Genomic DNA, 24,287 nt, shown 5'->3' with positions numbered 1-24,287 from the left:
GGAGCTCCGCTTCGAACTCCCCGGGCCGTTCGGAACGCGCTCCCGCCCGCCCGTACCCGCCCGTATTCATGCCCAGGATCGTAGAGGCGACCGCGGTCCAGTGTCCCGCACCTGGCTGTGGACCCCTACCGGCTCCTGGGGAGACGGGCGGGACCGGTACGAGGTTGATACGTGAACGGACACGGGACGGTACGAGTGCCCGGCCGGCCCGGCGGGGGCCGTCCGCCCGTGGACAAGGGATGTGAATCGTCCCCGGACACCGTGCTAATGTTCTGGGTGTCGGAAGGCGCCGGGCCGAAAGGAACGGGGCCCGAGGACACACCCAATGCGCGGGTGGCGGAATAGGCAGACGCGCTGGATTCAGGTTCCAGTGCCCGCAAGGGCGTGGGGGTTCAACTCCCCCCTCGCGCACAAACGGAAGCCCCCCAGGTCTCGGACCTGGGGGGCTTCCGCGTCGTCGAGGGAGGCTCCCTGTGAGGAAGGTCTCACCGGGGCGGTGTCACTCGCGTCGCCACAGGGCTGGGACGTCGGGCGGCTCCCAGCCGGTCATCGAGGTGTGGGCCTGCAGGCAGCGGTAGGCGGCGGAGCCGTACGTGACCCGGTCGCCGACCCTGTAGGCGCGGCCCGCGGCCCAGGTGCCGCCCGGGGGATCGGTCGGCGGGTCGGTGGGCGGGTCCGTCGGGCCCGGGGTGCCGTCCACGTTCAGCACGAAGTCGAACGTCGCCTCCTTGCCGCCGCCGGCGGCGCGGACGTTCATCAGCAGTGCCGGGTCGAAGAGGGTGTCCGTGCTGTTGCGCGGTTCGCCGGGGAAGTAGAGCTGGGTCGTCAGCACCGGCCTGCCGGGGGCCTGGGCCTTGACGTGGATGTGCCGGGTGCGGCCCGGGTAGAGGCCGGGGACGATCGTGCGCAGGACGAACGCGCCGGTCGAGTCGGTGAACTGGTGGCCGCGGAACGTGTACCCGGCCATGTCGTAGGCGCCCGCGTCGTCGGCCTGCCAGAAGTCGAGCAGGACGCCGGGCAGGGGGAGGCAGTCGCGGCCGAAGACGTAGCCGCCGACCGTCAGCCGGGTGCCGGCGGTGCCCGGTGCGGCCAGGTCGGTGCGCAGCGGGGAGTTCGGCCTGAAGTAGGGCCCCTCGATCTGGTCGGGGGTGGGGTCGTCGCCGTCGTCGCAGAAGGGCGTCGGTGCCAGGGTCGTGCCCGGCGTGCGGGCGGAGTCGCGGGCGAGGGCGACGGCGCCGGTGGCGAGCAGCGGGACGGCGGCGCCGGCGGCGACGGCGGCCCGGAGCAGGGTCTTGCGGCTGATGCCGGGCTCGGTGCCGGGATCGTCGGGGGGGACGGGTGGCATGGCGGGCTCCTGGGTCTCCTCGGTGGGGGCAGCCCCGGGGGAAGAGGACGGGCGGGTCGTGCATGACACGGAGCGCGTCCCCCGGGCGCGGGGCAGGCTGAGTGCTTCGGAGGACGCGCTCCCGTGGTGATCGCCGAAACCGTAAGCCCCGCCGGTGGGCCGGGGGGACCTCCCGTTCCGCCCCCTGCCCGGCGTTATGGGGGGTGCCGCGGAGCCCGTGTACGGGCGGGGCGGTCGGCTGTACCGTCATGGCGCGTCCACGACGGCGTCGGGCGCGCCCGGGGGCACGGCCCGCGAAACGCGCGGGACGGGTCCGCCGTGGTGCGCCGGGGCGGGCGCGTGGGCGCCGGTACAGGAGCAGGGGAGGACGGTCGGATGGCCGAGGCGACGGCGGATACGCGCAGCGGGGTGGCGGCGGACGTGGCCGCCGGTGGGGCGGGGGACGCCGGTGCGGGGGCCCGCGCGGTGCGGGCGGGACGGATCCCGCGGGTGCCGGGGTTCGCGCGGTGGCCCGCCGACGGGTCGCCGAAGGCGGAGGGCAAGGCGCTGCGCAGGCGCGTCCCGCGGTCCGCGCACGCCGCCTTCGACCCCGACGGGGCCCGGCCGGACGCCGTGAGCGCGGTCGAGGAGTCCCACCGGGGCCGGATACCCGGGCTCACCCCGATACGGACCGGGCGGATGGCGGCCACGCCGTTCGCCTTCCTGCGCGGGTCGGCGGGCCTGATGGCGTACGACCTGGCGCGCACGCCGACGACGGGCGTCGGCGCCCAGATCTGCGGCGACGCGCACGCCGCCAACTTCGGCCTGTACGGGGACGCCCGCGGCGGCCTGGTCATCGACCTGAACGACTTCGACGAGACGGCCCGCGGCCCCTGGGAGTGGGACCTCAAGCGGCTCGCCGCCTCCCTGGTGCTCGCGGGCCGGGAGGCCGGCGCCGACGAGGACACCTGCCGGGAAGCGGCCCGTGACGCGGCCGGCGCCTACCGGCGCACCATGCGGCTGCTGGCCACACTGCCCGCGCTGGACGCCTGGAACGCCATCGCCGACGAGGAACTCGTCTCCCACACCGACGCCCACGACCTGCTCGGCACGCTGGAGCGGGTGAGCGAGAAGGCCCGGGCCAACACCAGCGGCCGGTTCGCGGCCAGGTCGACCGAGGCCACCGAGGACGGCGGGCGCCGCTTCGTGGACGCGCCACCGGTGCTGCGCCGGGTGCCGGACCGGGAGGCGGCGGCGGTCGCGGCCGGTCTGGAGCCCTACCTCGCGACCCTGTCCGAGGACCGGCTGCCGCTGCTGGCCCGGTACGCGGTGCACGACGTCGCCTTCCGCGTCGTCGGCACGGGCAGCGTGGGCACGCGGTCGTACGTCGTGCTGCTCCTGGACCACCGGGGCGAGCCGCTCGTGCTCCAGGTGAAGGAGGCCCGGCCCTCCGCGCTCGTGCCCCACCTGGCGAGCGCCGGTTTCGACGTTCCCGAGGTCGCGCACGAGGGCCGCCGGGTGGTGCTCGGACAGAAGCGCATGCAGGTGGTCAGCGACATCCTGCTCGGCTGGACCACGATCGACGGGCGGCCCTTCCAGGTGCGGCAGTTCCGCAACCGCAAGGGCAGCGTCGACCCCGCGGCCCTGGCCGCCGACCAGCTCGACGACTACGGCCGGATGACCGGCGCCCTGCTGGCCCGCGCCCACGCGCACAGCGTCGACCCGCGCCTGGTCGCGGGCTACTGCGGCAAGAACGAGGAGCTCGACGAGGCGGTGGCCGCCTTCGCCGTCGCCTACGCCGACCGCACCGAGGCCGACCACGCCGAGCTGCTCGCCGCGGTGCGCTCGGGCCGGGTCGCGGCCGAGACGGGCGTGTGAGGGAGCCGCGGGGCCGGGCGGGGTGGGCGGACGGTGCCCTAGGCTGGTCGGGTGACGACCCCGGAAGCTGAGCCCGAGCAGGGCGGTGCGCCGCGGCCCGAGGAGCGGCTGGAGCGGGCCGTGCGGGCCGCCGAGCAGGCACTCATCGAGTACGAGATCGCGTTGGAGACCTTCCGTGTGGAGGTCGAGAACTTCTCGCGGCTGCACGAACAGCGGCTCGGTCCGGTGTACGCGCGGCTCGAGGAGCTGGAGGCGCAGATCCTGGAGGCCAGGGCGGCCCGCAGCGGTGACCCCGAGGACCGCCGCCGGGCCGACGAGGCACGGGCCCGGCTGATGCCGATCCCCGGGGTCGAGGAACTGCTGCACGGCTGGATGGACGGGGACGGACTGTTCCCGGAGGCCACCGCGATGCTCACCGGCCAGGAGGTGCGGCCCCCCAAGCGGGTCCGGCCGGGCGAGGAGGCTCGCCGGCTCTACCGCGACCTCGCCCGCAAGGCCCACCCCGACCTGGCCCAGGAGGACGACGAGCGGGCCCGGCGCGAGGAGTTCCTCACCCGGGTCAACGCCGCCTACGCCCGCGGCGACGAGGCCGAGCTGCGGGCGCTGGCCGAGGAGTGGGCCGCGGGCCCGGTGCCCGAACGGCGGCCGAGCCGCGGCGAGGAGTTGTACGCGCGCCTCGAATGGCTCGACCGGCGCAAGGAACTGCTCACCGTGCTCGCCAAGGAGCTGGAGGAGAGCGCGATCGGCGCCATGCTCAGGCTGGCCCCGGACGACCCCGACCGTCTGCTGGAGGAGATCGCCGAGCAGCTGGCGGCCCAGGTGGGCGAACGGGAGGCCGAGCTGGCGGGGCTGCTGGGGCAGTAGCTTCGCCGGCGGTGCGGGTCCCGGCCGGACCGCCGGCGCTCGCGGCCGGACCCTTCGGAGCCGGCCGTGCGTTCCCGCCGCTCGTCTCCGGTTCCTCCCGGGCCGGCCGCGTCGCCGTCGCTCGTCTCCGTTTCTTCAGAGCCAGCCGCGTTCACGGGCGAGCAGGGCGGCCTGGAAGCGGTTGGTGGCCTGCAGGCGGGCCATGAGGGACGCCACGTGCTTGCGGTAGGTCCGTACCGAGATGCCGAGGTCGCGGGCGCCGCTCTCGTCCTTGTCCGCGGTGCGGAGCGACGTGAGGATCCTGCGCTCGATCCCGGTGGGCGGCTCGTCGTCCGGCGTCGGCAGCTCCTGCGCCACGGCCCACATCCGGTCGAACAGCGTGACGAGGGTGGCCACGAGGCCGGGCTCCCGGGTCAGCAGGGCGCCCTTGGCGGTGTGCGCCGGGTCGAGGGGGGTGAGGGCCGCGGCCCTGTCACAGATGATCATGCGTTCCAGGGGCTGGTGCGAGATCCGGATCTCCGCGCCCCTGTCCGCCAGTTCGCGCAGGTACGCCATGGTGGGCCGGTCGTCCAGGGCGGGGGCGGCCATCAGGGTGCGCATGCGTACGCCGCGGCGCAGGACGCGCAGGTCGATGGGGCGGGAGAAGTCGGCCGACTCCGGGCTGATGATGCCGGTGGGGTTGGTGGTGAGACTCTCGCTGCGGGCGAAGAAGGTCAGCTCGTCGATGACGGCACGGACGGCCTCCATGCCCTCGATCTGCTGGACGGGCGGGGTCTCCTCGGGCGGTCGTCGTACCGGGGCGGCCGCGCGTTCCCGCTGGAGCGATTCGACCACGCCGCTCGTGCGGACGGTCTGCTCCAGTTCCTCCCGCAGGGCGTCGAGCCGGTGGTCGACGAGGTGCTCGACCGCCCGCGCGGGGGTGACCGGGCGCAGGACGCCGGTGTGGGTGCGGACGGCCAGGCCCAGCTCGACCAGACGGTCGGTGGCCTCGGCGTCGGTTCCGGCGCGGGCGGCGGCCCGGGCGTGGTCGTCGCTCACGCCCTGGCGCAGCAGCCGGCGGTAGAGGGTCTCCTCGGACTCGGTGACGCCGAGGAACCCCAGGCACGGTTGCGACACGGCTTCCCCCTTGTGTGCACGACCTGTTGATCTTTTCCCAAGGCATACATCGGTCGGCGCCCGCGGCGCCATGCCTGCGGGCGGCCTCCGCGAGGGCCCGGCGGGGCGTCCGGTCGGTCGCCGGTGCAGGAAGCGGCACGCGGGCGGTGCAGCAAGCTGCGCGCCGGTCGTCTCGTCCGGGGACGGTCGCACCGCCAGAGTTGTTCCAGGTCCGTCCCGAGGAGAGAACATCATGAGCGACACCGCCCGCACGAACGGCACCGTCCTGACCGCCGCCCTCGTCGTGGTGCTCTGCGGCGCCGAGGTCGCCGTGATCGGCAGCGGCATGGGGGACGGGGCCCGCTACGGTCTGGGCGCTGTCGTCCTGGTCGCCCTGCTGGCGGCCGTCCACCGGCTGAGCCGGGCCGCCCGGCGCTCCTCCCGCTGACCGCACGGCACACGTCCGTCCCGGCGTCGTCGTGCGGTGGGGCCCGGCCCCGACGCGCGGTGATGCCTCCGGGGCCACGCGTCCGGCGGGCCGGCCGGCCGGCCCGTCGTGTCGGGTAGCGTCGGGGGCATGAGTTTTGGAGCTGGTGTGCCCACGGTCCAGGTCACGGACCTCGAGGACGGCGACTTCCTGCTGGACGTCCGCGAGGACGACGAGTGGCAGGCGGGCCACGCCGCCGGGGCCCTGCACATCCCCATCAGCGAGTTCGTCGCCCGCTACGGCGAGCTGACCGAGGCGGCGCCCGAGGACGGCCGGGTCCACGTGATCTGCCGCTCCGGCGGACGCTCGGCCCAGGTCACCATGTACCTGGTCCAGCAGGGCGTCGATGCCGTGAACGTCGACGGCGGCATGCAGGTGTGGGCCGCCGCCGGCCGGCCCGTCGTGAACGCCAAGGGCGAGCCGGGGCACGTCCTCTAGCGTTCTTCGGCGTTCTCCGGCGGTCCGGCGCCGGGTACGGTCCGCGGCCGCGGCGCGGGTGTGGCGACGGCCACCCCGCGACCGGTCCGCCGGGGGCTGTGCCGCCGGGCCGTCCTGAGTACCGTTCCGGTTCGAGCGTCGTGGAGCACCCGCACCGGTGGTGTCACGCGGCGCCCCGCGGCAGGACGGGTGGGAAGACGGGCCGGGACCGGGGAACGGGGCGGAATGGACGTGCACGACACAGGCTCGGACGCCCGGCAAGGGCCGGACGAGCCGGGCGAGCCCGCCGGGTCGTCCGAGTCGTCCGATATGCCCGGGCCTCCAGCCGGGCCGCCGGGGGCGTCCGGGTCGTCCGGCACCGCCGCGCCCGCCGGGGGGACCACACTGTCGGTCGCCGCCCCTGCGGCGGACGCCGGGCCCGCCCGTACCGGAATCGCCGCGCTCTCCCCGCGCTACCAGGCCGGCGTCGTGCTCGCGCTCGCCGTCGTCGCGGCCGCCGTCTGCGTCCACGTCGGACTGACGTTCCTGCACGTCGCCCCGGCGAACACCCTGTCCAAGCGGCACGCCTCCGTGGTCGACGAGTGGATCTACCCGGAGTTCGAGCAGAACTGGAAGCTCTTCGCGCCCAATCCGCTCCAGCAGAACATCTCCGTCCAGGTCCGCGCCGAGGTGAGCATGGCGGACGGCGGCGTACGGACCACCGGCTGGTACGACCTGTCCGCCGATGACGGCCGGGCCATCGACGGCAATCCGCTGCCGAGCCACACCCAGCAGAACGAACTGCGCCGGGCCTGGGACTTCTTCCTCGCCACCCACGACTCCGGCAACCGCCCGGTGGGCCTGCGGGGCATCCTGTCGGAGGACTACCTGCGCCGGATCGCGGTCCTGCGGCTGGACCGGAACGACGCCGCGGGTCCGGGTGATGCCGTCCGGCGCGTCCAGTACCGCTCCCGGACGACGGCCGTGCCGCCGCCCGACTGGAGCGGCGAGAAGGTCTCCGACCGGCCGGTGTACCGGGAGCTGCCCTGGTGGCGGGTGCCCGCCGACGAGGCGGAAGGAGGCCTCGCGTGAACGGCCTCGCCCGGTCGGTCTCGCGCGGCATCGCCCGCGTCACCGGGGCCGCGCTCGGCCCGTACCAGACCGCCGTGGTCCGCATCGGCTTCAGCGCGACCTGGCTGCTCTTCCTGCTCCGCGAGTTCCCCCACCGCCACGAGCTGTACGGTCCGGACGGCCCCTGGAGCCACGACCTCGCCGAGCAGCTGATCTCGGACAACGGCGCTTTCACGGCGCTGATGTGGTCGGACGGCGCGGCCTGGTTCGAGGCCGTCTACGCGCTGTCCGTGCTGAGCAGCCTGCTGTTGCTGCTGGGGTGGCGGACGCGGACCACGTCGGTGCTCTTCATGGTCGGCGTGCTCTCGCTGCAGAACCGCAGCATCTTCATGGGGGACGGCGGCGACAACGTCCTGCACCTGATGAGCATCTACCTGGTCCTCACCCGCTGCGGCCGGGTGTGGTCGCTGGACGCGCGCCGGGCGCGGCTCGCGGGAGAGGCACGCGCGCGGGGGGAGCGCGTCGTGGACCGGGTGGGGCCCGCCCTGTGGGCGGTGTTCGGGTTCGCGCTGCTCCTGGTGACGCTGGCGGGCCGGCTCGACGGCGACCGGCTCGTCCCGGTGCTGCTGTGGGCGGTGTGGTCGGCGCAGGGCCTGTGGTGGGCCGTGGGGCGGTGGGCCAGGAGCGGGGAGCCGCGGATCCTGCTCGACGCCGTCGCCGACATCGTGCACAACGGCGCCCTGCTGGTGATCATGGCGGAGGCCTGCCTGATCTACGCGACCGCCGGCTGGTACAAGATCCAGGGCTCGCGCTGGCAGGACGGCACCGCCGTGCACTACCCCCTCCACCTGGACTACTTCTCGCCCTGGCCCGGCCTGTCCGAGGCACTGTCCGCCAACGGCACGATGGTCATGCTCATCACGTACGGCACGGTCGCCGCCCAGGTCGCCTTCCCGTTCACGCTGTTCAACCGGCGGGTCAAGAACGTCCTGCTGGTCGCCATGATCACCGAGCACGCGGTGATCGCGGTGGTGCTCGGGCTGCCGTTCTTCTCGCTGGCGATGATCGCCGCCGACACGGTCTTCCTGCCGACCTCGTTCCTGCGCCGCCTGGGCGGGTGGGCGGCACGCGGGCGGGACCGTCTGGTGCGGCGCGGGGCGGCCGGCCGGGCCGGGGTGCCCGCGCCCCGTGCCGCCCGGGAGGACGCCGAGCAGGCGCACGTAGGCTTCACGGCATGACCGACCCCGCCCCCGGGCCCCGCCCCGACGCCCTGGCCGTCTGGCGCGGGCACGCCGACGCGTGTGTGCTGCTCGACGGCTTCCACGCCCTCAAGCACGCGCTGCGGTTCGGCGCCGACGTCCCGGTGGCCGTCACCAGTGACCGCGCGGGCGCCCTCGCCCTCGCCGACGAGCTGGCCCCGGACGTCCGGGGGGCGCTGGACGGTCTGCTGACCGAGGTGCCGCACGCGGCGTACACGTCTCTCGTGCCGCGCCCGCACCCCACCGCGGTGGCCGCCCTGGCCGTACGCCCCTCGCGCGAGGCCGGGCTGCGGACGCTGGCGCACACGCCCCGCACCAGCCCCGTCGTGGTCCTCGACCAGCCGCGCAACCTCGGCAACGCGGGCGCGGTGATCCGGCTGGCCGCCGGTTTCGGGGCGACCGGGGTGGTCACCACGGGACCGCTCGACCCCTGGCACCCCACGGTGGTGCGCGGCGGGGCGGGGCTGCACTTCGCGACCGCCGTGGAGCGGCTGGACGTGGAGGGGCTGCCGTCCGGGCCGGTGTTCGCGCTGGACCCGGAGGGCGAGGACATCCGCGGCCTGGAGCTGCCCGACGACGCGCTGCTCGCGTTCGGCTCCGAGCGCAGCGGGCTGTCGCCGGAGCTGCGCGCGCGGGCCGACCACCTGGTGGCGCTGCCGATGCGCCCCCAGGTCTCCAGCTACAACCTCGCGACCAGTGTGGCCATGACGCTGTACCACTGGAGCGCCGGCGGGGGCGCCGTCCAGGGCCTCTAGGCCTGCCGCCGGACCTCCACCACCCGGAAGCGGCCCGCGACGAACGCGCCGTCGCACAGGGCCGCGTTGGCGGCCGGGTTGCCGCCCGAGCCGTGGAAGTCGGAGAAGGCGGCCGTCTGGTTGACGTACACCCCGCCGGTGAGGTTGAGGGACAGCTGGGCCGCCTCCTCCAGGCAGACCTCCTGCACGGCCTGCTCGACCTCCGGGTCGGTCGTGTAGGCGCCGACGGTCATCGCGCCCTTGTCCCGGATGCAGCGGCGCAGCAGGTCCAGCGCGTGCGCGGCGGAGTCGACGGCGACGGCGAAGGAGACGGGGCCGAAGCACTCGCTGGTGTAAGCGGCCTCGTCGTCGGGCTTGGCACCGTCCAGCTTGACGATCACCGGGGTGCGCACGACCGCGTCCGGGAAGTCCGGGTTGGTCACCGCGCGGGAGGCGAGGGCGAGCTCGCCGAGACCGGCGGCGGCCTCCAGGCGGGCCTTGACGTCCGGGTTGACGATCGCGCCGAGCAGGGCGTTCGCGCGGGCGTCGTCACCGAGGAGGCCGTCGACGGCGCGGGCGAGGTCGGCGGTCACCTCGTCGTAGGACTTGTCGCCCCGGTCGGTGCGGATGCCGTCGCGGGGGATCAGCAGGTTCTGCGGGGTGGTGCACATCTGGCCGCTGTAGAGGGAGAGGGAGAAGGCCAGGTTGGAGAGCATCCCCTGGTAGTCGTCGGTCGACTCCACGATCACCGTGTTGACGCCGGCCTTCTCCGTGTAGACCTGGGCCTGGCGGGCGTTGGCCTCCAGCCAGTCGCCGAAGGAGGTCGAGCCGGTGTAGTCGATGATCCGGATCTCGGGACGCGTCGCCAGGGTCTTGGCGATGCCCTCGCCGGGGCGTTCGGCGGCCAGCGCGACCAGGTTCGGGTCGAAGCCGGCCTCGGAGAGGACGTCCCGGGCGACCTGAACGGTGAGCGCGAGGGGCAGTACCGCGCGCGGGTGGGGCTTGACCAGGACCGCGTTGCCGGTGGCGAGGGAGGCGAACAGGCCCGGGTAGCCGTTCCACGTGGGGAAGGTGTTGCAGCCGATGACCAGGCCGATGCCGCGCGGGACCGGTGTGAACCGCTTGGTCAGGGCCAGCGGGTCGCGCTTGCCCTGCGGCTTGGACCACTCCGCCGCCTCGGGGGTGCGGACCTGCTCCGTGTACGCGTAGGCCACCGCCTCCAGGCCTCGGTCCTGCGCGTGCGGGCCGCCCGCCTGGAAGGCCATCATGAAGGCCTGTCCGGAGGTGTGCATGACCGCCTGCGCGAACTCCATCGTCCGGTCGGCGATCCGCTTCAGGATCTCCAGGCAGACCATCGCGCGCAGCTCCGCGCCCGCGTCCCGCCACGCCCGCCGGCCGGCCTTCATGGCGGGCAGCAGCACGTCGAGGTCCGCGTGCGGGTACTCCACGCCCAGCTCGATGCCGTACGGGGAGACCTCGCCGCCGACCCAGTCGTCGGTGCCGGGCTGGCCGAGGTCGAGGCGGGTGCCGAGCAGCGCGTCGAAGGCGGCCTTGCCCGCCGCCGTGTCCAGGCTGCCGTTCTCCCCGTAGGCCTTGGGGTGCTCGGGATGGGGGGACCAGTACGCGCGCGTGCGGATCGTCTCCAGCGCCTGGTCGAGTGTCGGCCGGTGCCGGTCGATCAGCTGGTGCGCGGTGAGTTCGGCGGCCATGCGGGACCAACTCCTCGTCTCACGAGCTCTCCGTCGAGTCGTGACCTGGGGGACCTTTGGGAAACCTGGGCGGGAACAGGCGGACACGGCTAGAGTAACCGAACGATCGGTCGGGACAAGGGGGACCGCCGCATCTGTGGAAAACCCCGTGCGGGAGGATCGCGCACATGACAGCACTCGACCTCAGCAGCCCCGTGGCCGTCGTCGGCACCGGCACCATGGGCCAGGGCATCGCCCAGGTGGCGCTGGTCGCGGGCCACCCCGTACGGCTGTACGACGCCGTCCCCGGGCGGGCCCGGGACGCGGCCGACGCGATCGGTGCCCGGCTCGACCGGCTCGTGGAGAAGGAACGCCTCACCGCCACCGACCGCGACGCGGCCCGCGCCCGGCTGACGCCCGCCGGGACCCTCGCCGAACTCGCCGGCTGCGCGCTGGTCGTCGAGGCGGTCGTGGAGCGGCTGGACGTCAAACAGGAGCTGTTCCGCGCGCTGGAGGACGTCGTCGGCGACGACTGCCTGCTCGCCACCAACACCTCCTCCCTGTCCGTCACCGCCATCGGCGGCGCGCTGCGCGTCCCGGGTCGCTTCGTCGGACTGCACTTCTTCAACCCGGCCCCGCTGCTGCCGCTGGTGGAGGTCGTCTCCGGGTCCGCCACCGACGCCACGTCGGCCACGCGCGCGTACGAGACGGCCCGCGCCTGGGGCAAGACCCCGGTCGCCTGCGCGGACACCCCCGGCTTCATCGTCAACCGCATCGCCCGCCCCTTCTACGCCGAGGCCTTCGCGGTCTTCGAGGACCAGGGCGCGGACCCGGCCACCATCGACGCCGTGCTGCGCGAGTCGGGCGGCTTCAGGATGGGCGCCTTCGAGCTGACCGACCTCATCGGGCAGGACGTCAACGAGTCCGTCACGCACTCCGTGTGGCAGGCGTTCTTCCAGGACGTTCGCTTCACCCCGTCGCTCGCCCAGCGCCGCCTGGTCGAGTCCGGCCGTCTCGGCCGCAAGAGCGGACAGGGCTGGTACGACTACCGCGACGGCGCCGAGCGGCCGGATCCGCACACCGCCGAGCCGGCCGGGGCGCCCGCGTACGTCGTGGTCGAGGGCGACCTGGCCCCGGCCTCCGAACTGGTCGAGATGATCCGCGAGGCCGGCATCGAGGTCCGGCAGGAGGACGAGCGCGACGGCACGCGGATCGTCCTGCCCGGCGGCGGCCGGCTCGTGCTCGCCGACGGCCGGACCTCGGTGGAGTTCCGGGACGTCGTCCACTTCGATCTCGCGCTGGACTACCGCACGGCCACGCGCGTCGCCCTGTCCCACTCCCAGGACACGTCCCGGCGCACCGTCGCCGAGGCCACCGGCCTGTTCCAGGCGCTCGGCAAGAAGGTCAGCGTCATCGGCGACGTCCCCGGCATGATCGTCGCCCGTACGGTGGCGCGGATCATCGACCTGGCCGTCGAGGCGGTCGCCAAGGGCGTGGCCGACGAGGAGGACGTCGACACCGCGATGCGACTGGGCGTCAACTACCCTCTGGGCCCCCTGGAATGGAGCCGCCGCCTCGGCGGCGACTGGGCCCGCGCGGTCCTCGGCAATCTGCACGAGTGCGTGCCCACGGGCCGGTACGCGCCCTCCCTCGCGCTCCACCGCCACGCGTACGCCGCCGGCAAGCAGGAGGGCAGCTCCTCATGAGCACCGCCAAGCGCGACACGTACACGCCCGAGTCGCTGCTGTCCGTCGCCGTACAGGTCTTCAACGAGCGCGGCTACGACGGCACCTCCATGGAGCACCTCTCCAAGGCGGCCGGCATCTCCAAGTCGTCGATCTACCACCACGTCACGGGCAAGGAGGAACTCCTGCGCCGGGCCGTGAGCCGGGCCCTGGACGAGCTGTTCGGCATCCTCGACGAGGAGCACGCGCGCGAGGGGACCGCGGCCGGCCGGCTGGAGTACGTCGTGCGGCGCACGGTCGAGGTGCTCATGGCCGAACTGCCGTACGTGACGCTGCTGCTGCGGGTGCGCGGCAACACCGGCACCGAGCGCTGGGCGCTGGAGCGGCGGCGCGAGTTCGACCACCGGGTCGCCGAGCTGCTCAAAGCCGCGGCGGCCGAGGGCGACGTGCGCGCGGACGTGGAGGGACGGCTCGCGACGCGGCTGGTCTTCGGCATGATCAACTCGATCGTCGAGTGGTACCGCCCCGACGGCCGGGGCGGCGCGGGCGAGCGCGAAGTGGTCGACGCGGTGGCGCGATTGGTGTTCGCGGGGTTGCGCGGGGCCTCCTGAGCCGGAGCCGGCGGCCGGGCACGGGCCCCGTGCTCAGCCCTGCGGCTCCAGGTCCTCCGTCTCGAACACCAGCAGCGTGCGCGTGCTGAGCACCTCAGGGATGGCCTGGAGACGGGTGAGGACCAGCTCCCGCAGGGCCCGGTTGTCGGGTGTGTGCACCAGGAGCAGCACGTCGAAGTCGCCGCCGAGCAGCGCGATGTGGGAGGCGCCGGGGAGCTGTCTGAGCTGTGCGCGGACCGTGCGCCAGGAGTTCTGGACGATCTTCAGCGTGATGTACGCCGAGGTGCCGTGCCCCGCGCGTTCGTGGTCGACGCGGGCGCCGAAGCCGCGTATGACGCCGTCCTCGACGAGCCGGTTGATGCGCGCGTAGGCGTTCGCCCGCGAGACGTGCACCCGCTCGGCGACCGACCGTATCGAGGCACGGCCGTCCACCTGGAGCATGCGCAGGATGTCCTGGTCGATCGCGTCCAGCGGGCGCGGGGGCGGCGGGGTGCCGGCGTCGTCCGCGCCGCCGGTCTCCCCCGGGCGTTCGGCCATTTGTTCAGATGCCATGTGCCCCCGCCTTCCCGCCATGGACGTACTGCGTCCATCTCAGGCTGTGGAGAACCGTTTGTCCACAGCCCGGGGGTGCCTGTAGCCAAAATGTGCCGGCGACCGAACAATCGGTAGGTGAGGCCCGTCACACCCGTGCCGGGCCCGAAGCCGCTCCCACGAGGAGGTGCCGTCATGACGGTCATGGAGCAGCGGGGCGCGTACCGGCCCACACCGCCGCCCGCCTGGCAGCCCCGCACCGACCCCGCGCCGCTGCTGCCCGACGCGGAGCCGCACCGCGTGCTCGGCACGAAGGACGCCGAACGGGTGGACCCCGAGCTGCTGCGCACGCTGTACGCCCGGCTGGTGAGCGGACGGCGGTACAACGCGCAGGCCACCGCCCTGACCAAGCAGGGCAGGCTCGCCGTCTACCCGTCCAGCACCGGCCAGGAGGCCTGCGAGGTCGCCGCCGCACTGGTGCTCGAGGAGCGCGACTGGCTCTTCCCCAGCTACCGCGACACGCTCGCCGTCGTCGCCCGCGGGGTCGACCCGGTCGAGGCGCTCACCCTGCTGCGCGGTGACTGGCACACCGGCTACGACCCCTACGAGCACCGCGTCGCCCCCCTGTCCACGCCGCTCGCCACCCAGTTGCCGCACGCCGTCGGCCTCGCGCACGCCGCCCGCCTCAAGGGCGACGACGTGGTCGCGCTGGCCATGGTCGGCGACGGTGGCACCAGCGAGGGCGACTTTCACGAGGCGCTCAACTTCGCCGCCGTCTGGCAGGCCCCGGTCGTCTTCCTCGTGCAGAACAACGGCTTCGCCATCTCCGTCCCGCTCGCCAAGCAGACCGCCGCCCCGTCGCTGGCCCACAAGGCCGTCGGCTACGGGATGCCCGGCCGCCTGGTCGACGGCAACGACGCCGCCGCCGTCCACGAGGTCCTGACCGAGGCCGTGCGCCGCGCGCGCGGGGGCGGCGGGCCCACGCTGGTGGAGGCGGTGACGTACCGCGTCGACGCGCACACCAACGCCGACGACGCGACGCGCTACCGGGGCGACGCCGAGGTCGAGACCTGGCGCCGGCACGACCCCGTCGAGCTGCTGGAACGGGAGCTGACCGAGCGCGGCCTGCTCGACGAGGACGGCGTCCGGGCCGCCCGCGAGGAGGCCGAGACCATGGCCGCCGACCTGCGCGCCCGCATGAACCAGGATCCGGAGCTCGACCCGATGGACCTCTTCGCGCACGTCTACGCCGAGCCCACCGGGCAGCTGCGCGAGCAGGAGGACCTGCTGCGGGCGGAGCTGGCGGCGGAGGCCGAGGCCGTGTCCGGACCGGAGGGGACGCACCGATGACCACCGTCACCGTCAAGCCGGCCACCATGGCGCAGGCCCTCACGCGCGCGCTGCGCGACGCCATGGCCGCCGACCCGGGCGTGCACGTCCTGGGCGAGGACGTGGGCACGCTCGGCGGTGTCTTCCGGGTCACCGACGGACTCGCCGCCGAGTTCGGCGAGCACCGTTGCACCGACACCCCGCTGGCGGAGGCCGGCATCCTCGGCACCGCGGTCGGCATGGCGATGTACGGGCTGCGCCCGGTCGTGGAGATGCAGTTCGACGCCTTCGCCTACCCGGCGTTCGAGCAGGTCGTCAGCCATGTCGCCAAGATGCGCAACCGCACCCGCGGGAAGATGCCCCTGCCGCTGACCATCCGCGTCCCCTACGGCGGCGGCATCGGCGGCGTCGAGCACCACAGCGACTCGTCCGAGGCGTACTACATGGCGACTCCGGGGCTCCATGTCGTCACGCCCGCGACCGTCGCCGACGCCTACGGGCTGCTGCGCGCGGCCATCGCCTCCGACGACCCGGTGGTCTTCCTCGAACCCAAGCGGCTGTACTGGTCGAAGGACACCTGGAACCCCGAGGAGCCGGCGCCCGTTGACCCCATAGGCCGCGCGGTGGTGCGGCGCTCGGGCCGGAGCGCCACGCTCATCACGTACGGGCCGTCGGTGGTCGTCTGCATGGAGGCGGCCGAGGCGGCCCGGGCCGAGGGCTGGGACCTCGAGGTCGTCGATCTGCGCTCCCTGGTGCCGTTCGACGACGAGACGGTGTGCGCCTCGGTGCGGCGGACGGGACGCGCGGTCGTCGTCCACGAGTCGGGCACCTTCGGGGGCCCGGGCGGGGAGATCGCGGCCCGGGTCACGGAGCGCTGCTTCCACCACCTGGAGGCGCCGGTGCTGCGTGTGGCCGGGTTCGACATCCCGTATCCGCCGCCGATGCTGGAGCGGCACCACCTGCCCGGCGTGGACCGGATCCTGGACGCCGTGGGGCGCCTGCAGTGGGAGGCCGAAAGCTGATGGCACAGGTGCTGGAGTTCAAGCTCCCCGACCTCGGTGAGGGGCTCACCGAGGCGGAGATCGTGCGCTGGATGGTCGAGGTCGGTGACGTGGTCGCCGTCGACCAGCCGGTCGTCGAGGTCGAGACGGCCAAGGCGATGGTCGAGGTGCCCTGCCCCTACGGCGGCGTGGTCACCGCCCGCTTCGGCGAGGAGGGGGCGGAGCTGCCCGTCGGGGCACCGCTGCTGACGGTGGCGGTGGGGGAGCCCGCGGAATCCGCCGGGCCTGCCGGAGCCACCGGAGCCACCGGACCCGCCGGACCCGCCGGACCCGCCGGATCCACCGACGGTGCCGGAGCCGCCCGGTCGGCCGGGGAACAGCCGGCGCGGGGCTCGGGCGCCGGCGGTGAGGGCGCCGGGGAGGCGAAGGGCTCGGGCAACGTCCTGGTGGGTTACGGCACGTCCGAGGCGCCCGCACGGCGGCGCAGGGTGCGCCCGCAGCGGACGGCGTCCGCCGCTCCGGCCCGGGCCGGGCGGACGAACGGGCGGACGAACGGCCGGGTACGCTCCGCCGAGCCGGCGGACGGGCCCGTCCCCGTCATCTCCCCGCTGGTGCGCCGACTGGCCCGGCAGAACGGCCTGGACCTGCGTGAGCTGACCGGCTCCGGCCCCGACGGGCTGATCCTGCGCGCGGACGTGGAGTACGCGCTGCGTGCCGCCGCGGCGCGGGGCGGCACCACGGCAGCCCACGAGGCCGCTGCCGCCCCGCACCCGGCCGGACAGCTCCGGGCACCGGCACCCGCCCTCGTGGGAGGGCAGCCGCCGGCCGAGGTCCGCACCCCCCTCAAGGGCGTCCGGGGCGCCGTCGCCGACAAGCTCTCCCGCAGCCGGCGCGAGATACCGGACGCGACCTGCTGGGTGGACGCGGACGCGACGGAACTGATGCGGGCCCGCGCCGCGATGAACGCCGCGGGCGGCCCGAAGATCTCCCTCGTCGCCCTGCTGGCCCGGATCTGCACCGCCGCGCTCGCCCGCTTCCCCGAGCTGAACTCCACCGTCGACACGGAGGCCGGGGAGATCGTCCGGTTCGGCCACGTCCACCTCGGCTTCGCCGCCCAGACGGACCGGGGCCTGGTCGTCCCGGTCGTACGGGACGCGCACGCGCGCGACGCCGAGGAACTCACCGCCGAGTTCGCCCGGCTGACCGAGGCGGCCCGGGCCGGCCGGCTGACCCCCGGCGAGCTGACCGGCGGCACCTTCACGCTGAACAACTACGGCGTGTTCGGCGTCGACGGCTCCACACCGATCATCAACCACCCCGAGGCGGCCATGCTCGGCGTCGGCCGCATCGTGCCCAAGCCCTGGGTGCACGAGGGGGAGTTGGCGGCCCGCCAGGTCGTCCAGCTGTCGCTCACCTTCGACCACCGGGTGTGCGACGGCGGCACGGCGGGCGGTTTCCTGCGGTACGTGGCGGACTGCGTGGAACAGCCGGCCGTGCTGCTGCGCACGCTGTGACGGCGGTGCCCGCGCGCCCCCTCTGACCGCGGGCTCCCCCGCGTTCCCTGTGATCGCGCGGACACGCATACTCGGGGGGTGACCGCGTACGAACCCCCGGGTGAGCCCGGAGCAGGCACCGGGCCCCCGCCGGGGACGGCCCCCGCCGTGTACGACGCCGTCGTGCTCGCCGGCGGTGCCGCCCGCAGGCTCGGCGGCGCGGACAAACCCGGCCTGCGCGTGGGCGGACGCGCCCTGCTCGACCGGGTGCTCGCCGCCTGCGCCGGGGCCCGCACCACCGTCGTCGTCGCCGACCCCCGGCCCACCGCCCGGCCGGTGACCTGGGCCCGCGAGGAACCGCCTGGCGGCGGGCCCCTCGCCGCGCTCGCCGCCGGGCTGCGGCACACCACGGCGGAGCACGTCGTGGTGGTCTCGGCCGATCTGCCGTTCCTCACCGGGCCGACCGTCCGAGGGCTGGCGGCGGCCCTCGCCGCGCACGACGGCGACGGCGTGCTGCTCACCGGCGCCGACGGTCGCGACCAGCCCCTCGTCGCCGCGTACCGCGCGTCGGCACTGCGCCGTGGAATCGCCGCGCTCACCGGTGACGGGACGGGTCTCACCGGGCTGCCGCTGCGCCGGCTGACCGCCGGGCTGCGTCTCACCCGCGTCCCCGACGCCGTCGCCTCGTTCGACTGCGACACCTGGGACGACATCGCCACCGCCAGGGCACGCATCAGGGAGCATGGGCACGTGTTGGATGAATGGATTTCCGCAGCCAAGGACGAGCTGGGCATCGAGCTGGACGTCGACACCCGCGTCCTGCTCGACCTCGCCCGGGACGCCGCCCACGGGGTGGCCAGGCCCGCGGCTCCGCTGACCACCTTCCTCGTCGGCTACGCCGCCGGGCGGGCCGGGGGAGGCGCCGAGGCCGTCGCCGAGGCCGCCCGCAAGGCCGCCGCCCTCGCCCGGCGCTGGGCCGAGGAGGCCGCAGGCGACGGATCCGCACCCGCGGCGGGCACGCCGGACGTGGTCCCCGACGCCGCCCCCGACACCCGCCCGGACGCCTGATGGCCTCCCCCGGCACACGCGCCGGCGAGGAGGCGGAGAACCTCGACGTCGAGGAGGCCCTCGCCCTCGTGCGGGAGAACCCCGGCCCCCGGCCCGGCGACCGCGCACCCGCACCGGGCGACCGGGCCCCCGCACCGGGCGACCGGGCCCCCGCGCCCGGCGCGGCCCCCGGCCATGACGCGCACCCCGGTCACGGCGCGATCCGGGGCGACCGTGCGCACCCCGGTCCCGACCCGCGCGAAGGACACGAAGCGCACCCCGGCGCCGAGGCGCCCGGCAACGACGCGCACCCCGGCGGCGACGCGTCCGACGGCGACGCCCACCCCGGTCACCGCGCCAGCCAGCGTCCGTCGGCGGAGTCACGGCGCCGCGCGGCCCCGTGGCCCGAGGCACGGTCGGCCGCCGAGCGGGCCGGGCGGTCCGGAGCCCGCGCGGGCCGCCGTGCGCCCGTTTCCGTGCCGCTCGACGCCGCGCTCGGCCTCACCCTGGCCGCACCCCTGACCGCGCTCACCGACCTGCCCTCCTTCGACACCTCCGCGATGGACGGCTGGGCGGTCGCCGGGCCGGGCCCCTGGACCGTGCGCGACGAGGGCGTCCTGGCCGGACACGCCGAGCCCGCACGCCTCACCGACGGCGAGGCCGTCCGCATCGCCACCGGCGCCCGCGTCCCCCTGGACACCACCGCGGTCCTGCGCACCGAGCACGGCCGCACCGAGCACGGCCGCACCGACGGCCGGGACCGCCTGCACCCCGTCCGCGAGGTCGTCCACGGCCAGGACATCCGGCCGCGCGGCCAGGAGTGCCGCACCGGCGATCAGCTGCTGTCCGTCGGCACCCTCGTGACCCCGGCCGTCCTGGGCCTCGCGGCGGCCGCCGGATACGACACGCTGACCGCCGTCGCCCGTCCCCGCGTCGACGTCCTGGTCCTCGGTGACGAGCTGCTCACCGAGGGCCTGCCGCACGACGGCCTCATCCGGGACGCGCTCGGCCCCATGCTGCCGCCCTGGCTGCGGGCCCTGGGCGCCGAGGTCGGCACGGTCCGGCGGATCGGTGACGACGCCGACGCCCTGCACCGGGCCGTCACGGCGTCCGGGGCCGACCTGGTCGTGACGACCGGCGGCACCGCCGCGGGCCCCGTCGACCACGTCCACCCGACCCTGCGCCGCATCGGTGCCGAACTCCTCGTGGACGGCGTGCAGGTCCGCCCCGGCCACCCCATGCTGCTGGCCCGCATCGCGGAGGGCCGGCACCTCGTCGGGCTGCCCGGCAACCCCCTCGCCGCCGTCTCCGGACTGCTCACGCTCGCCGAGCCGCTGCTGCGCACCCTCGCGGCCCGCCCGGCGCCGGAGCCGTACACGCTGCCGCTGCGGGACGCGGTGCACGGGCACCCGTACGACACCCGGCTGGTCCCCGTCGTCCTGCGGGGTGAGAGTGCCGTGCCGCTGCACTACAACGGCCCGGCCATGCTGCGCGGCATCGCGGCGGCCGACGCCCTGGCCGTCGTGCCCCCCGGCGGTGTGCGGCCGGGAGAGGAGACCGAGCTGCTCGACCTGCCCTGGGCCACCGGTGGAATCGGAGTGTGTTTCACGTGAAACTTCCGGGCCAGGATGCGATCGCCCGCCAGGCGGACGAGCACCTCGTGACCCATCGGGTGAAGCTTCCGAAGAAGCTGGTGGAACATCCGATCCGGCAGGTCGGCAAGCGGCTCTCCATGGCCCTGGTGGTCCTCGTGGTGACCGCGGTGGTCGTCTATGCCGATCATGACGGTTACAACGACAACGCGGACGGTTCCGTCGACCTCCTCGACGCCTTCTACTACGCCACCGTCACCCTCTCCACCACCGGGTACGGCGACATCACCCCGGTCAGCGACTCCGCCCGGCTGACCAACATCTTCGTCATCACGCCCCTGCGCGTGCTGTTCCTGATCATCCTGGTCGGCACCACCCTGGAAGCCCTCACCGAGCGCACTCGGGAGGAGTGGCGCCTGAACCGCTGGAGGTCCACCTTGCGCGATCACACCGTCGTCGTCGGCTTCGGCACGAAGGGGCGGTCGGCGATCTCGACCGTGTGCGCGACGGGCCTGCGGAAGGAGCAGGTCGTCGTGGTCGACCCCAGCAGCAAGGCGATCGACGCGGCGACGGCCCACGGATTCGCGGGAGTGGTCGGTGACGCGACGCGCAGCGACGTGCTGAACCGGGCCGAGATCTACCGGGCGAAGCAGGTCATCGTCGCCACCCAGCGCGACGACACGGCGGTCCTGGTGACGCTGACGGCCCGGCAGCTCAACCGCTCCGCGAAGATCGTGGTCGCGGTGCGGGAGGAGGAGAACGCCCCGCTGCTGAAGCAGTCCGGTGCGGACGCCGTGATCACCAGTGCCAGCGCGGCGGGCCGTCTGCTCGGGCTCTCCGTGCTCAGCCCCGCCGCCGGCATGGTGATGGAGGACCTGATCAGCCAGGGCAGCGGGCTCGACATCGTCGAACGTCCCGTCATAAAGGCGGAGGTGGGCAAGAGTCCGCGCGAGACGGACGACCTGGTGGTGAGTGTCCTGCGCGGGCACCGGGTGCTCGGGTACGACGATCCGGCCGTCGGCAGGCTGGAGCTGACGGACCGACTGATCACCATCGTCCGGGCGACCCCGGGCACCCAGGTGGCTCCCGACGCTCGCCCGCTGCCCCGCGACTGACGGCGGAACCGGGCCGGCCGACGGGATCCCCTCCCCGCGTCGCGCCGGCCCGCGGGGCCGTGCCTGCCGGCGCCGTCGGCGCCGCCGCCGGAGCCGAGGGCGCGCCGTACACCGGATCGGCGGGCACCGCGCGTTCCGTTCCGTCCCGTCCCGTCCACGGCCGGGTCTCGCCGAACGTCCTTCCCCGGCACGTTCGCCGGGCCCGACGCGTGCGTGCTCCGGCGACCGAGCCCGAAGACGGGCGCGGGCCGAAGACGGGCACGGCCCGAATACGGGCACGGGCCGAAGACGGACACGGGCGTGACCGCGGACGCGGCCGAAGAGGCCCGGCCGGGGACCGAGGAGTAGCGTCGCCCCCATGCACGCGATCACGATTTCCGAACCCGGAGGCCCCGAGGCGCTGGTCTGGACCGAGGTCCCCGATCCGGTGCCCGGCGAGGGCGAGGTCCTGGTCGAGGTGACGGCCGGCGCCGTCAACCGGGCCGACATCATGCAGCGCCAGGGCTTCTACGACCCGCCGCCCGGCGCCTCCCCCTACCCCGGCCTGGAGTGTTCCGGGCGCATCGCCGCGCTCGGGCCGGGGGTGTCGGGCTGGTCCGTCGGCGACGAGGTGTGCGCGCTGCTCGCCGGCGGCGGCTACGCCGAGAAGGTCGCCGTCCCGGCCGGCCAGCTGCTGCCGGTCCCCGACGGCGTCGACCTCAAGCAGGCGGCGGCCCTGCCCGAAGTGGTCTGCACGGTCTGGTCGAACGTCTTCATGGTCTCGCACCTCCGTCCCGGTGAGACGCTCCTCGTGCACGGCGGTTCCAGCGGCATCGGCACCATGGCGATCCAGCTCGGCAAGGCCGTCGGTGCGAAGGTCGCCGTGACGGCGGGTACCGAGGAGAAGCTGGAGCGCTGCGCCGAGCTGGGCGCCGACATCCTGATCAACTACCGGGAGCAGGACTTCGTCGCCGAGGTGAAGGAGGCCACCGGCGGGGCGGGCGCCGACGTCATCCTGGACAACATGGGCGCCAAGTACCTGGACCGCAACGTGCAGGCACTGGCCGTCAACGGGCGGCTCGCGATCATCGGCATGCAGGGCGGCCGGAAGGGGGAGCTGAACATCGGCATGCTCCTCGCCAAGCGCGCCGCCGTCAGCGCGACCTCGCTGCGGGCCCGCCCGGTGGAGGAGAAGGCGGCCATCGTGGCGGCCGTGCGCGAGCACGTCTGGCCGCTGATCGCCGGGGGCCAGGTCCACCCGATCGTCGACCGCGAACTCCCGATGAGCGACGCGTCCGCCGCTCACCGGGTCGTGGAGGAGAGCGGTCACATCGGCAAGGTGCTGCTGGTCGCGGCACCGTAGCCGTACGGGCCGTACTTCCGGGTCGTAGCCGTACGGCCGGACGGCTACGACCCGGCCTACGCCCCGTCCCGGCGCAGGCGGAGGCCGACGAAGGCCAGGGCCAGCCCCAGGCCGACGAGGACCAGCCCGCTGCCCAGGGGCAGGACCTTCAGGGCGGGTCCGGCGGCCTTCTCGGTCCGCGTGCCGGACGTCGGTTCGGACCGGGGCGGGGCCGCCGAGGGCGGCAGGGCGGTCTCCCCGGGTGACACGACGGCGGCCGGCCGGCCGGGAAGGTCCCTGCCGACGATGCCTTCCTGAACGGAGTCGCCCCTGGATCGCTTCTCCACCGGCTTCTCCGCCTCCGGCCGCCCCGGCCGCCCCGGCCGCTGCCGGCCCTCACCCGCCGCGCTCCCCGCCCGGGACGGCTCGCCGTGCGGCGCGGAGGCGGGCGGGGACGCCTTGGGGGGAACGGGAGAGCGCGTCGCGGATCCACGGCCGGCGCCGGACGCCGGAGGGGCCGTCGGACGGCCGTCCTCGGCGCGGGGTGTGCCGGCGGCCGCGGAGGCGGTGGCCGGGTGACGTGGGCCGGGGCCGTCCGGACGATGCGGGCCCTCGGAGCGGCCGGGCCCGACAGGTCGCTCGAGGTGCTCGGGATGACGGGGGCCGCCGGGGGCGTCCGGGCCGGACCCCGCCGCCTGGTCCGCGGTGTGCGCCGGCACCGAGGCGGACGGGGACACGAAGGTCTCCGGCACCAAGGCCCCTGAAGCCTCCGGCACCAAGGTCCCCGACACCGAAGTCGCCGACAGCGGAACCCCCGGCACCACGAGTCCGGCACCCTGAGCCGCCCCCGCCGCGCACGGCGACAGCAGCACACCCGCCCCCAGAACCCCCGTCAGCCCCGCCATACGAACGGTGCGCAGCCATGGAGTCACGTCGGTGACCCCCTCCCGGTGAGCAGTCGCGAAAACCAACGGTCGCCGACGACGGTGCCGACACCGAGGGTGCCGACGCGTCCACAATCGACGGCACAAGCCTCACACCTGATCGTCTTCCCGGCATTCCGGACTGCTCCGTACGCGGTGGATCACGGTTGTCCGGGGGCACCACATGGATGCCGCATACGGGTGCGAGAGAATGGCGGGCATGGAGATGCCGAGGAACGACAGGTCGCCGGAGAACCCCCAGATCCTGGTCGTCGGCCAGGACGGAATGGCCCTGAGCGGGGGCGGTGACGGGGACGGGGAGTCCCGCGAGATCCCGGTGACGGAGCAGGTGGAGCAGCCTGCGAAGGTCATGAGGATCGGCAGCATGATCAAGCAGCTGCTGGAGGAGGTGCGCGTCGCTCCCCTGGACGAGGCGAGCCGTGTCCGGCTCAAGGAGATCCACGCCAGTTCGGTGAAGGAGCTCGAGGACGGCCTCGCCCCGGAGCTGGTCGAGGAGCTGGAGCGCCTCTCCCTGCCCTTCACGGACGACGCGACGCCCACCGACGCGGAACTGCGCATCGCCCAGGCCCAGCTGGTCGGCTGGCTGGAGGGCCTGTTCCACGGCATCCAGACCACGCTGTTCGCCCAGCAGATGGCCGCGCGGGCGCAGCTGGAGCAGATGCGCCGCGCCCTCCCGCCGGGCGCGGGCCACGACGGCGAGGAGCCGCACCCGGGCGGCCGCTCGGGCGGCCCCTACCTGTAGACCGACCGGGTCACCGGGTCGGCGAAGGGCCCGGCAGCCGCTGCTGCCGGGCCCTTCGC

The 24,287-nt window shown here is 74.6% G+C and carries 22 protein-coding genes and 1 tRNA gene; 18 read left to right on the top strand and 5 right to left on the bottom strand.

The window, feature by feature from the left end:
* Positions 1 to 327: 327 nt before the first annotated feature.
* Positions 328 to 411 (top strand) — tRNA-Leu (locus ACIRFH_RS06310).
* Between the two features lie 88 nt (positions 412 to 499).
* Here the strand turns inward: ACIRFH_RS06310 and ACIRFH_RS06305 are convergent.
* Positions 500 to 1,345 carry a carbohydrate-binding protein gene (locus ACIRFH_RS06305; RefSeq protein ID WP_403517436.1) on the bottom strand — a complete coding sequence of 282 codons (846 nt, stop codon included), beginning with the start codon at positions 1,343 to 1,345 and terminating at the stop codon, positions 500 to 502.
* 375 nt (positions 1,346 to 1,720) lie between these two features.
* On the opposite strand from ACIRFH_RS06305, the gene ACIRFH_RS06300 reads away from it, so the two are divergent.
* Together ACIRFH_RS06300 and ACIRFH_RS06295 are read left to right on the top strand one after the other, a co-directional pair.
* Positions 1,721 to 3,202: a DUF2252 domain-containing protein gene (locus tag ACIRFH_RS06300; RefSeq protein ID WP_403517434.1), complete on the top strand. Its 1,482-nt coding sequence runs from the start codon at positions 1,721 to 1,723 to the stop codon at positions 3,200 to 3,202.
* A gap of 51 nt (positions 3,203 to 3,253) precedes the next feature.
* Positions 3,254 to 4,066 (top strand): J domain-containing protein, encoded by an 813-nt coding sequence (locus tag ACIRFH_RS06295; RefSeq protein WP_403517432.1) that lies wholly within the window; start codon positions 3,254 to 3,256, stop codon positions 4,064 to 4,066.
* Between the two features lie 135 nt (positions 4,067 to 4,201).
* Here ACIRFH_RS06295 and ACIRFH_RS06290 read toward each other — a convergent pair whose 3' ends face one another.
* Positions 4,202 to 5,182: a helix-turn-helix transcriptional regulator gene (locus ACIRFH_RS06290; RefSeq protein ID WP_403517430.1), complete on the bottom strand. Its 981-nt coding sequence runs from the start codon at positions 5,180 to 5,182 to the stop codon at positions 4,202 to 4,204.
* A 232-nt stretch (positions 5,183 to 5,414) separates the two neighbouring features.
* On the opposite strand from ACIRFH_RS06290, the gene ACIRFH_RS06285 reads away from it, so the two are divergent.
* The 5 genes from ACIRFH_RS06285 to ACIRFH_RS06265 all read left to right on the top strand — a co-directional run bounded on the left by ACIRFH_RS06285 (position 5,415) and on the right by ACIRFH_RS06265 (position 9,150).
* Positions 5,415 to 5,609, top strand: a complete 195-nt coding sequence (locus tag ACIRFH_RS06285) for a hypothetical protein (protein WP_403517428.1) — start codon at positions 5,415 to 5,417, stop codon at positions 5,607 to 5,609.
* Between the two features lie 147 nt (positions 5,610 to 5,756).
* Positions 5,757 to 6,086, top strand: a complete 330-nt coding sequence (locus ACIRFH_RS06280) for a rhodanese-like domain-containing protein (protein ID WP_403517769.1) — start codon at positions 5,757 to 5,759, stop codon at positions 6,084 to 6,086.
* A 225-nt stretch (positions 6,087 to 6,311) separates the two neighbouring features.
* Positions 6,312 to 7,157: a DUF5819 family protein gene (locus tag ACIRFH_RS06275; RefSeq protein ID WP_403517426.1), complete on the top strand. Its 846-nt coding sequence runs from the start codon at positions 6,312 to 6,314 to the stop codon at positions 7,155 to 7,157.
* Positions 7,154 to 8,374: an HTTM domain-containing protein gene (locus ACIRFH_RS06270; RefSeq protein ID WP_403517424.1), complete on the top strand. Its 1,221-nt coding sequence runs from the start codon at positions 7,154 to 7,156 to the stop codon at positions 8,372 to 8,374. The genes ACIRFH_RS06275 and ACIRFH_RS06270 overlap by 4 nt, the downstream gene beginning before the upstream one ends.
* Positions 8,371 to 9,150 carry a TrmH family RNA methyltransferase gene (locus tag ACIRFH_RS06265; protein ID WP_403517422.1) on the top strand — a complete coding sequence of 260 codons (780 nt, stop codon included), beginning with the start codon at positions 8,371 to 8,373 and terminating at the stop codon, positions 9,148 to 9,150. The genes ACIRFH_RS06270 and ACIRFH_RS06265 overlap by 4 nt, the downstream gene beginning before the upstream one ends.
* On the opposite strand, the gene paaN is transcribed toward ACIRFH_RS06265, so the two are convergent.
* On the bottom strand, positions 9,147 to 10,838 hold the full coding sequence (gene paaN, locus ACIRFH_RS06260) for a phenylacetic acid degradation protein PaaN (protein ID WP_403517420.1): 1,692 nt from the start codon (positions 10,836 to 10,838) through the stop codon (positions 9,147 to 9,149). The genes ACIRFH_RS06265 and paaN overlap by 4 nt on opposite strands.
* Before the next feature lie 167 nt (positions 10,839 to 11,005).
* On the opposite strand from paaN, the gene ACIRFH_RS06255 reads away from it, so the two are divergent.
* Both ACIRFH_RS06255 and ACIRFH_RS06250 read left to right on the top strand, forming a co-directional pair.
* On the top strand, positions 11,006 to 12,523 hold the full coding sequence (locus ACIRFH_RS06255; protein ID WP_403517418.1) for a 3-hydroxyacyl-CoA dehydrogenase: 1,518 nt from the start codon (positions 11,006 to 11,008) through the stop codon (positions 12,521 to 12,523).
* Positions 12,520 to 13,113 carry a TetR/AcrR family transcriptional regulator gene (locus ACIRFH_RS06250; RefSeq protein ID WP_403517416.1) on the top strand — a complete coding sequence of 198 codons (594 nt, stop codon included), beginning with the start codon at positions 12,520 to 12,522 and terminating at the stop codon, positions 13,111 to 13,113. Before ACIRFH_RS06255 ends, ACIRFH_RS06250 begins: the two co-directional genes overlap by 4 nt.
* A gap of 33 nt (positions 13,114 to 13,146) precedes the next feature.
* Here the strand turns inward: ACIRFH_RS06250 and ACIRFH_RS06245 are convergent, their stop codons facing one another.
* Entirely contained in the window at positions 13,147 to 13,650 is a 504-nt protein-coding gene (locus ACIRFH_RS06245) for an Lrp/AsnC family transcriptional regulator (RefSeq protein ID WP_403517768.1), read from the bottom strand.
* A gap of 189 nt (positions 13,651 to 13,839) precedes the next feature.
* Between ACIRFH_RS06245 and pdhA the strand changes: the two genes are divergently transcribed.
* The 7 genes from pdhA (at position 13,840) to ACIRFH_RS06210 (ending at position 22,563) form a co-directional block, all read left to right on the top strand.
* A complete protein-coding gene (pdhA, locus tag ACIRFH_RS06240; RefSeq protein ID WP_403517414.1) occupies positions 13,840 to 14,994 on the top strand; it encodes a pyruvate dehydrogenase (acetyl-transferring) E1 component subunit alpha in 1,155 nt (384 codons plus the stop codon).
* On the top strand, positions 14,991 to 15,995 hold the full coding sequence (locus ACIRFH_RS06235) for an alpha-ketoacid dehydrogenase subunit beta (protein WP_403517412.1): 1,005 nt from the start codon (positions 14,991 to 14,993) through the stop codon (positions 15,993 to 15,995). The genes pdhA and ACIRFH_RS06235 overlap by 4 nt, the downstream gene beginning before the upstream one ends.
* Positions 15,995 to 17,488: a dihydrolipoamide acetyltransferase family protein gene (locus ACIRFH_RS06230; RefSeq protein ID WP_403517410.1), complete on the top strand. Its 1,494-nt coding sequence runs from the start codon at positions 15,995 to 15,997 to the stop codon at positions 17,486 to 17,488. Before ACIRFH_RS06235 ends, ACIRFH_RS06230 begins: the two co-directional genes overlap by 1 nt.
* Before the next feature lie 78 nt (positions 17,489 to 17,566).
* Positions 17,567 to 18,535: an NTP transferase domain-containing protein gene (locus tag ACIRFH_RS06225; protein WP_403517408.1), complete on the top strand. Its 969-nt coding sequence runs from the start codon at positions 17,567 to 17,569 to the stop codon at positions 18,533 to 18,535.
* Positions 18,535 to 20,127 (top strand): molybdopterin-binding protein, encoded by a 1,593-nt coding sequence (locus ACIRFH_RS06220; protein WP_403517407.1) that lies wholly within the window; start codon positions 18,535 to 18,537, stop codon positions 20,125 to 20,127. The genes ACIRFH_RS06225 and ACIRFH_RS06220 overlap by 1 nt, the downstream gene beginning before the upstream one ends.
* Positions 20,124 to 21,221: a potassium channel family protein gene (locus tag ACIRFH_RS06215; RefSeq protein WP_403517405.1), complete on the top strand. Its 1,098-nt coding sequence runs from the start codon at positions 20,124 to 20,126 to the stop codon at positions 21,219 to 21,221. The genes ACIRFH_RS06220 and ACIRFH_RS06215 overlap by 4 nt, the downstream gene beginning before the upstream one ends.
* A 358-nt stretch (positions 21,222 to 21,579) precedes the next feature.
* Positions 21,580 to 22,563, top strand: coding sequence for an NAD(P)H-quinone oxidoreductase (locus tag ACIRFH_RS06210; protein ID WP_403517403.1), 984 nt, complete (start codon positions 21,580 to 21,582; stop codon positions 22,561 to 22,563).
* A 56-nt stretch (positions 22,564 to 22,619) separates the two neighbouring features.
* On the opposite strand, the gene ACIRFH_RS06205 is transcribed toward ACIRFH_RS06210, so the two are convergent.
* Positions 22,620 to 22,889: a hypothetical protein gene (locus ACIRFH_RS06205; RefSeq protein WP_403517401.1), complete on the bottom strand. Its 270-nt coding sequence runs from the start codon at positions 22,887 to 22,889 to the stop codon at positions 22,620 to 22,622.
* A gap of 796 nt (positions 22,890 to 23,685) precedes the next feature.
* Here ACIRFH_RS06205 and ACIRFH_RS06200 point away from each other — a divergent pair.
* On the top strand, positions 23,686 to 24,228 hold the full coding sequence (locus ACIRFH_RS06200) for a bacterial proteasome activator family protein (protein ID WP_403517399.1): 543 nt from the start codon (positions 23,686 to 23,688) through the stop codon (positions 24,226 to 24,228).
* Positions 24,229 to 24,287 lie beyond the last annotated feature (59 nt).

The sequence above is a fragment of the Streptomyces sp. NPDC093586 genome (genome assembly GCF_044764905.1).
Lineage (GTDB): Bacteria > Actinomycetota > Actinomycetes > Streptomycetales > Streptomycetaceae > Streptomyces.
This window is presented reverse-complemented; position numbering and strand designations above follow the sequence as displayed.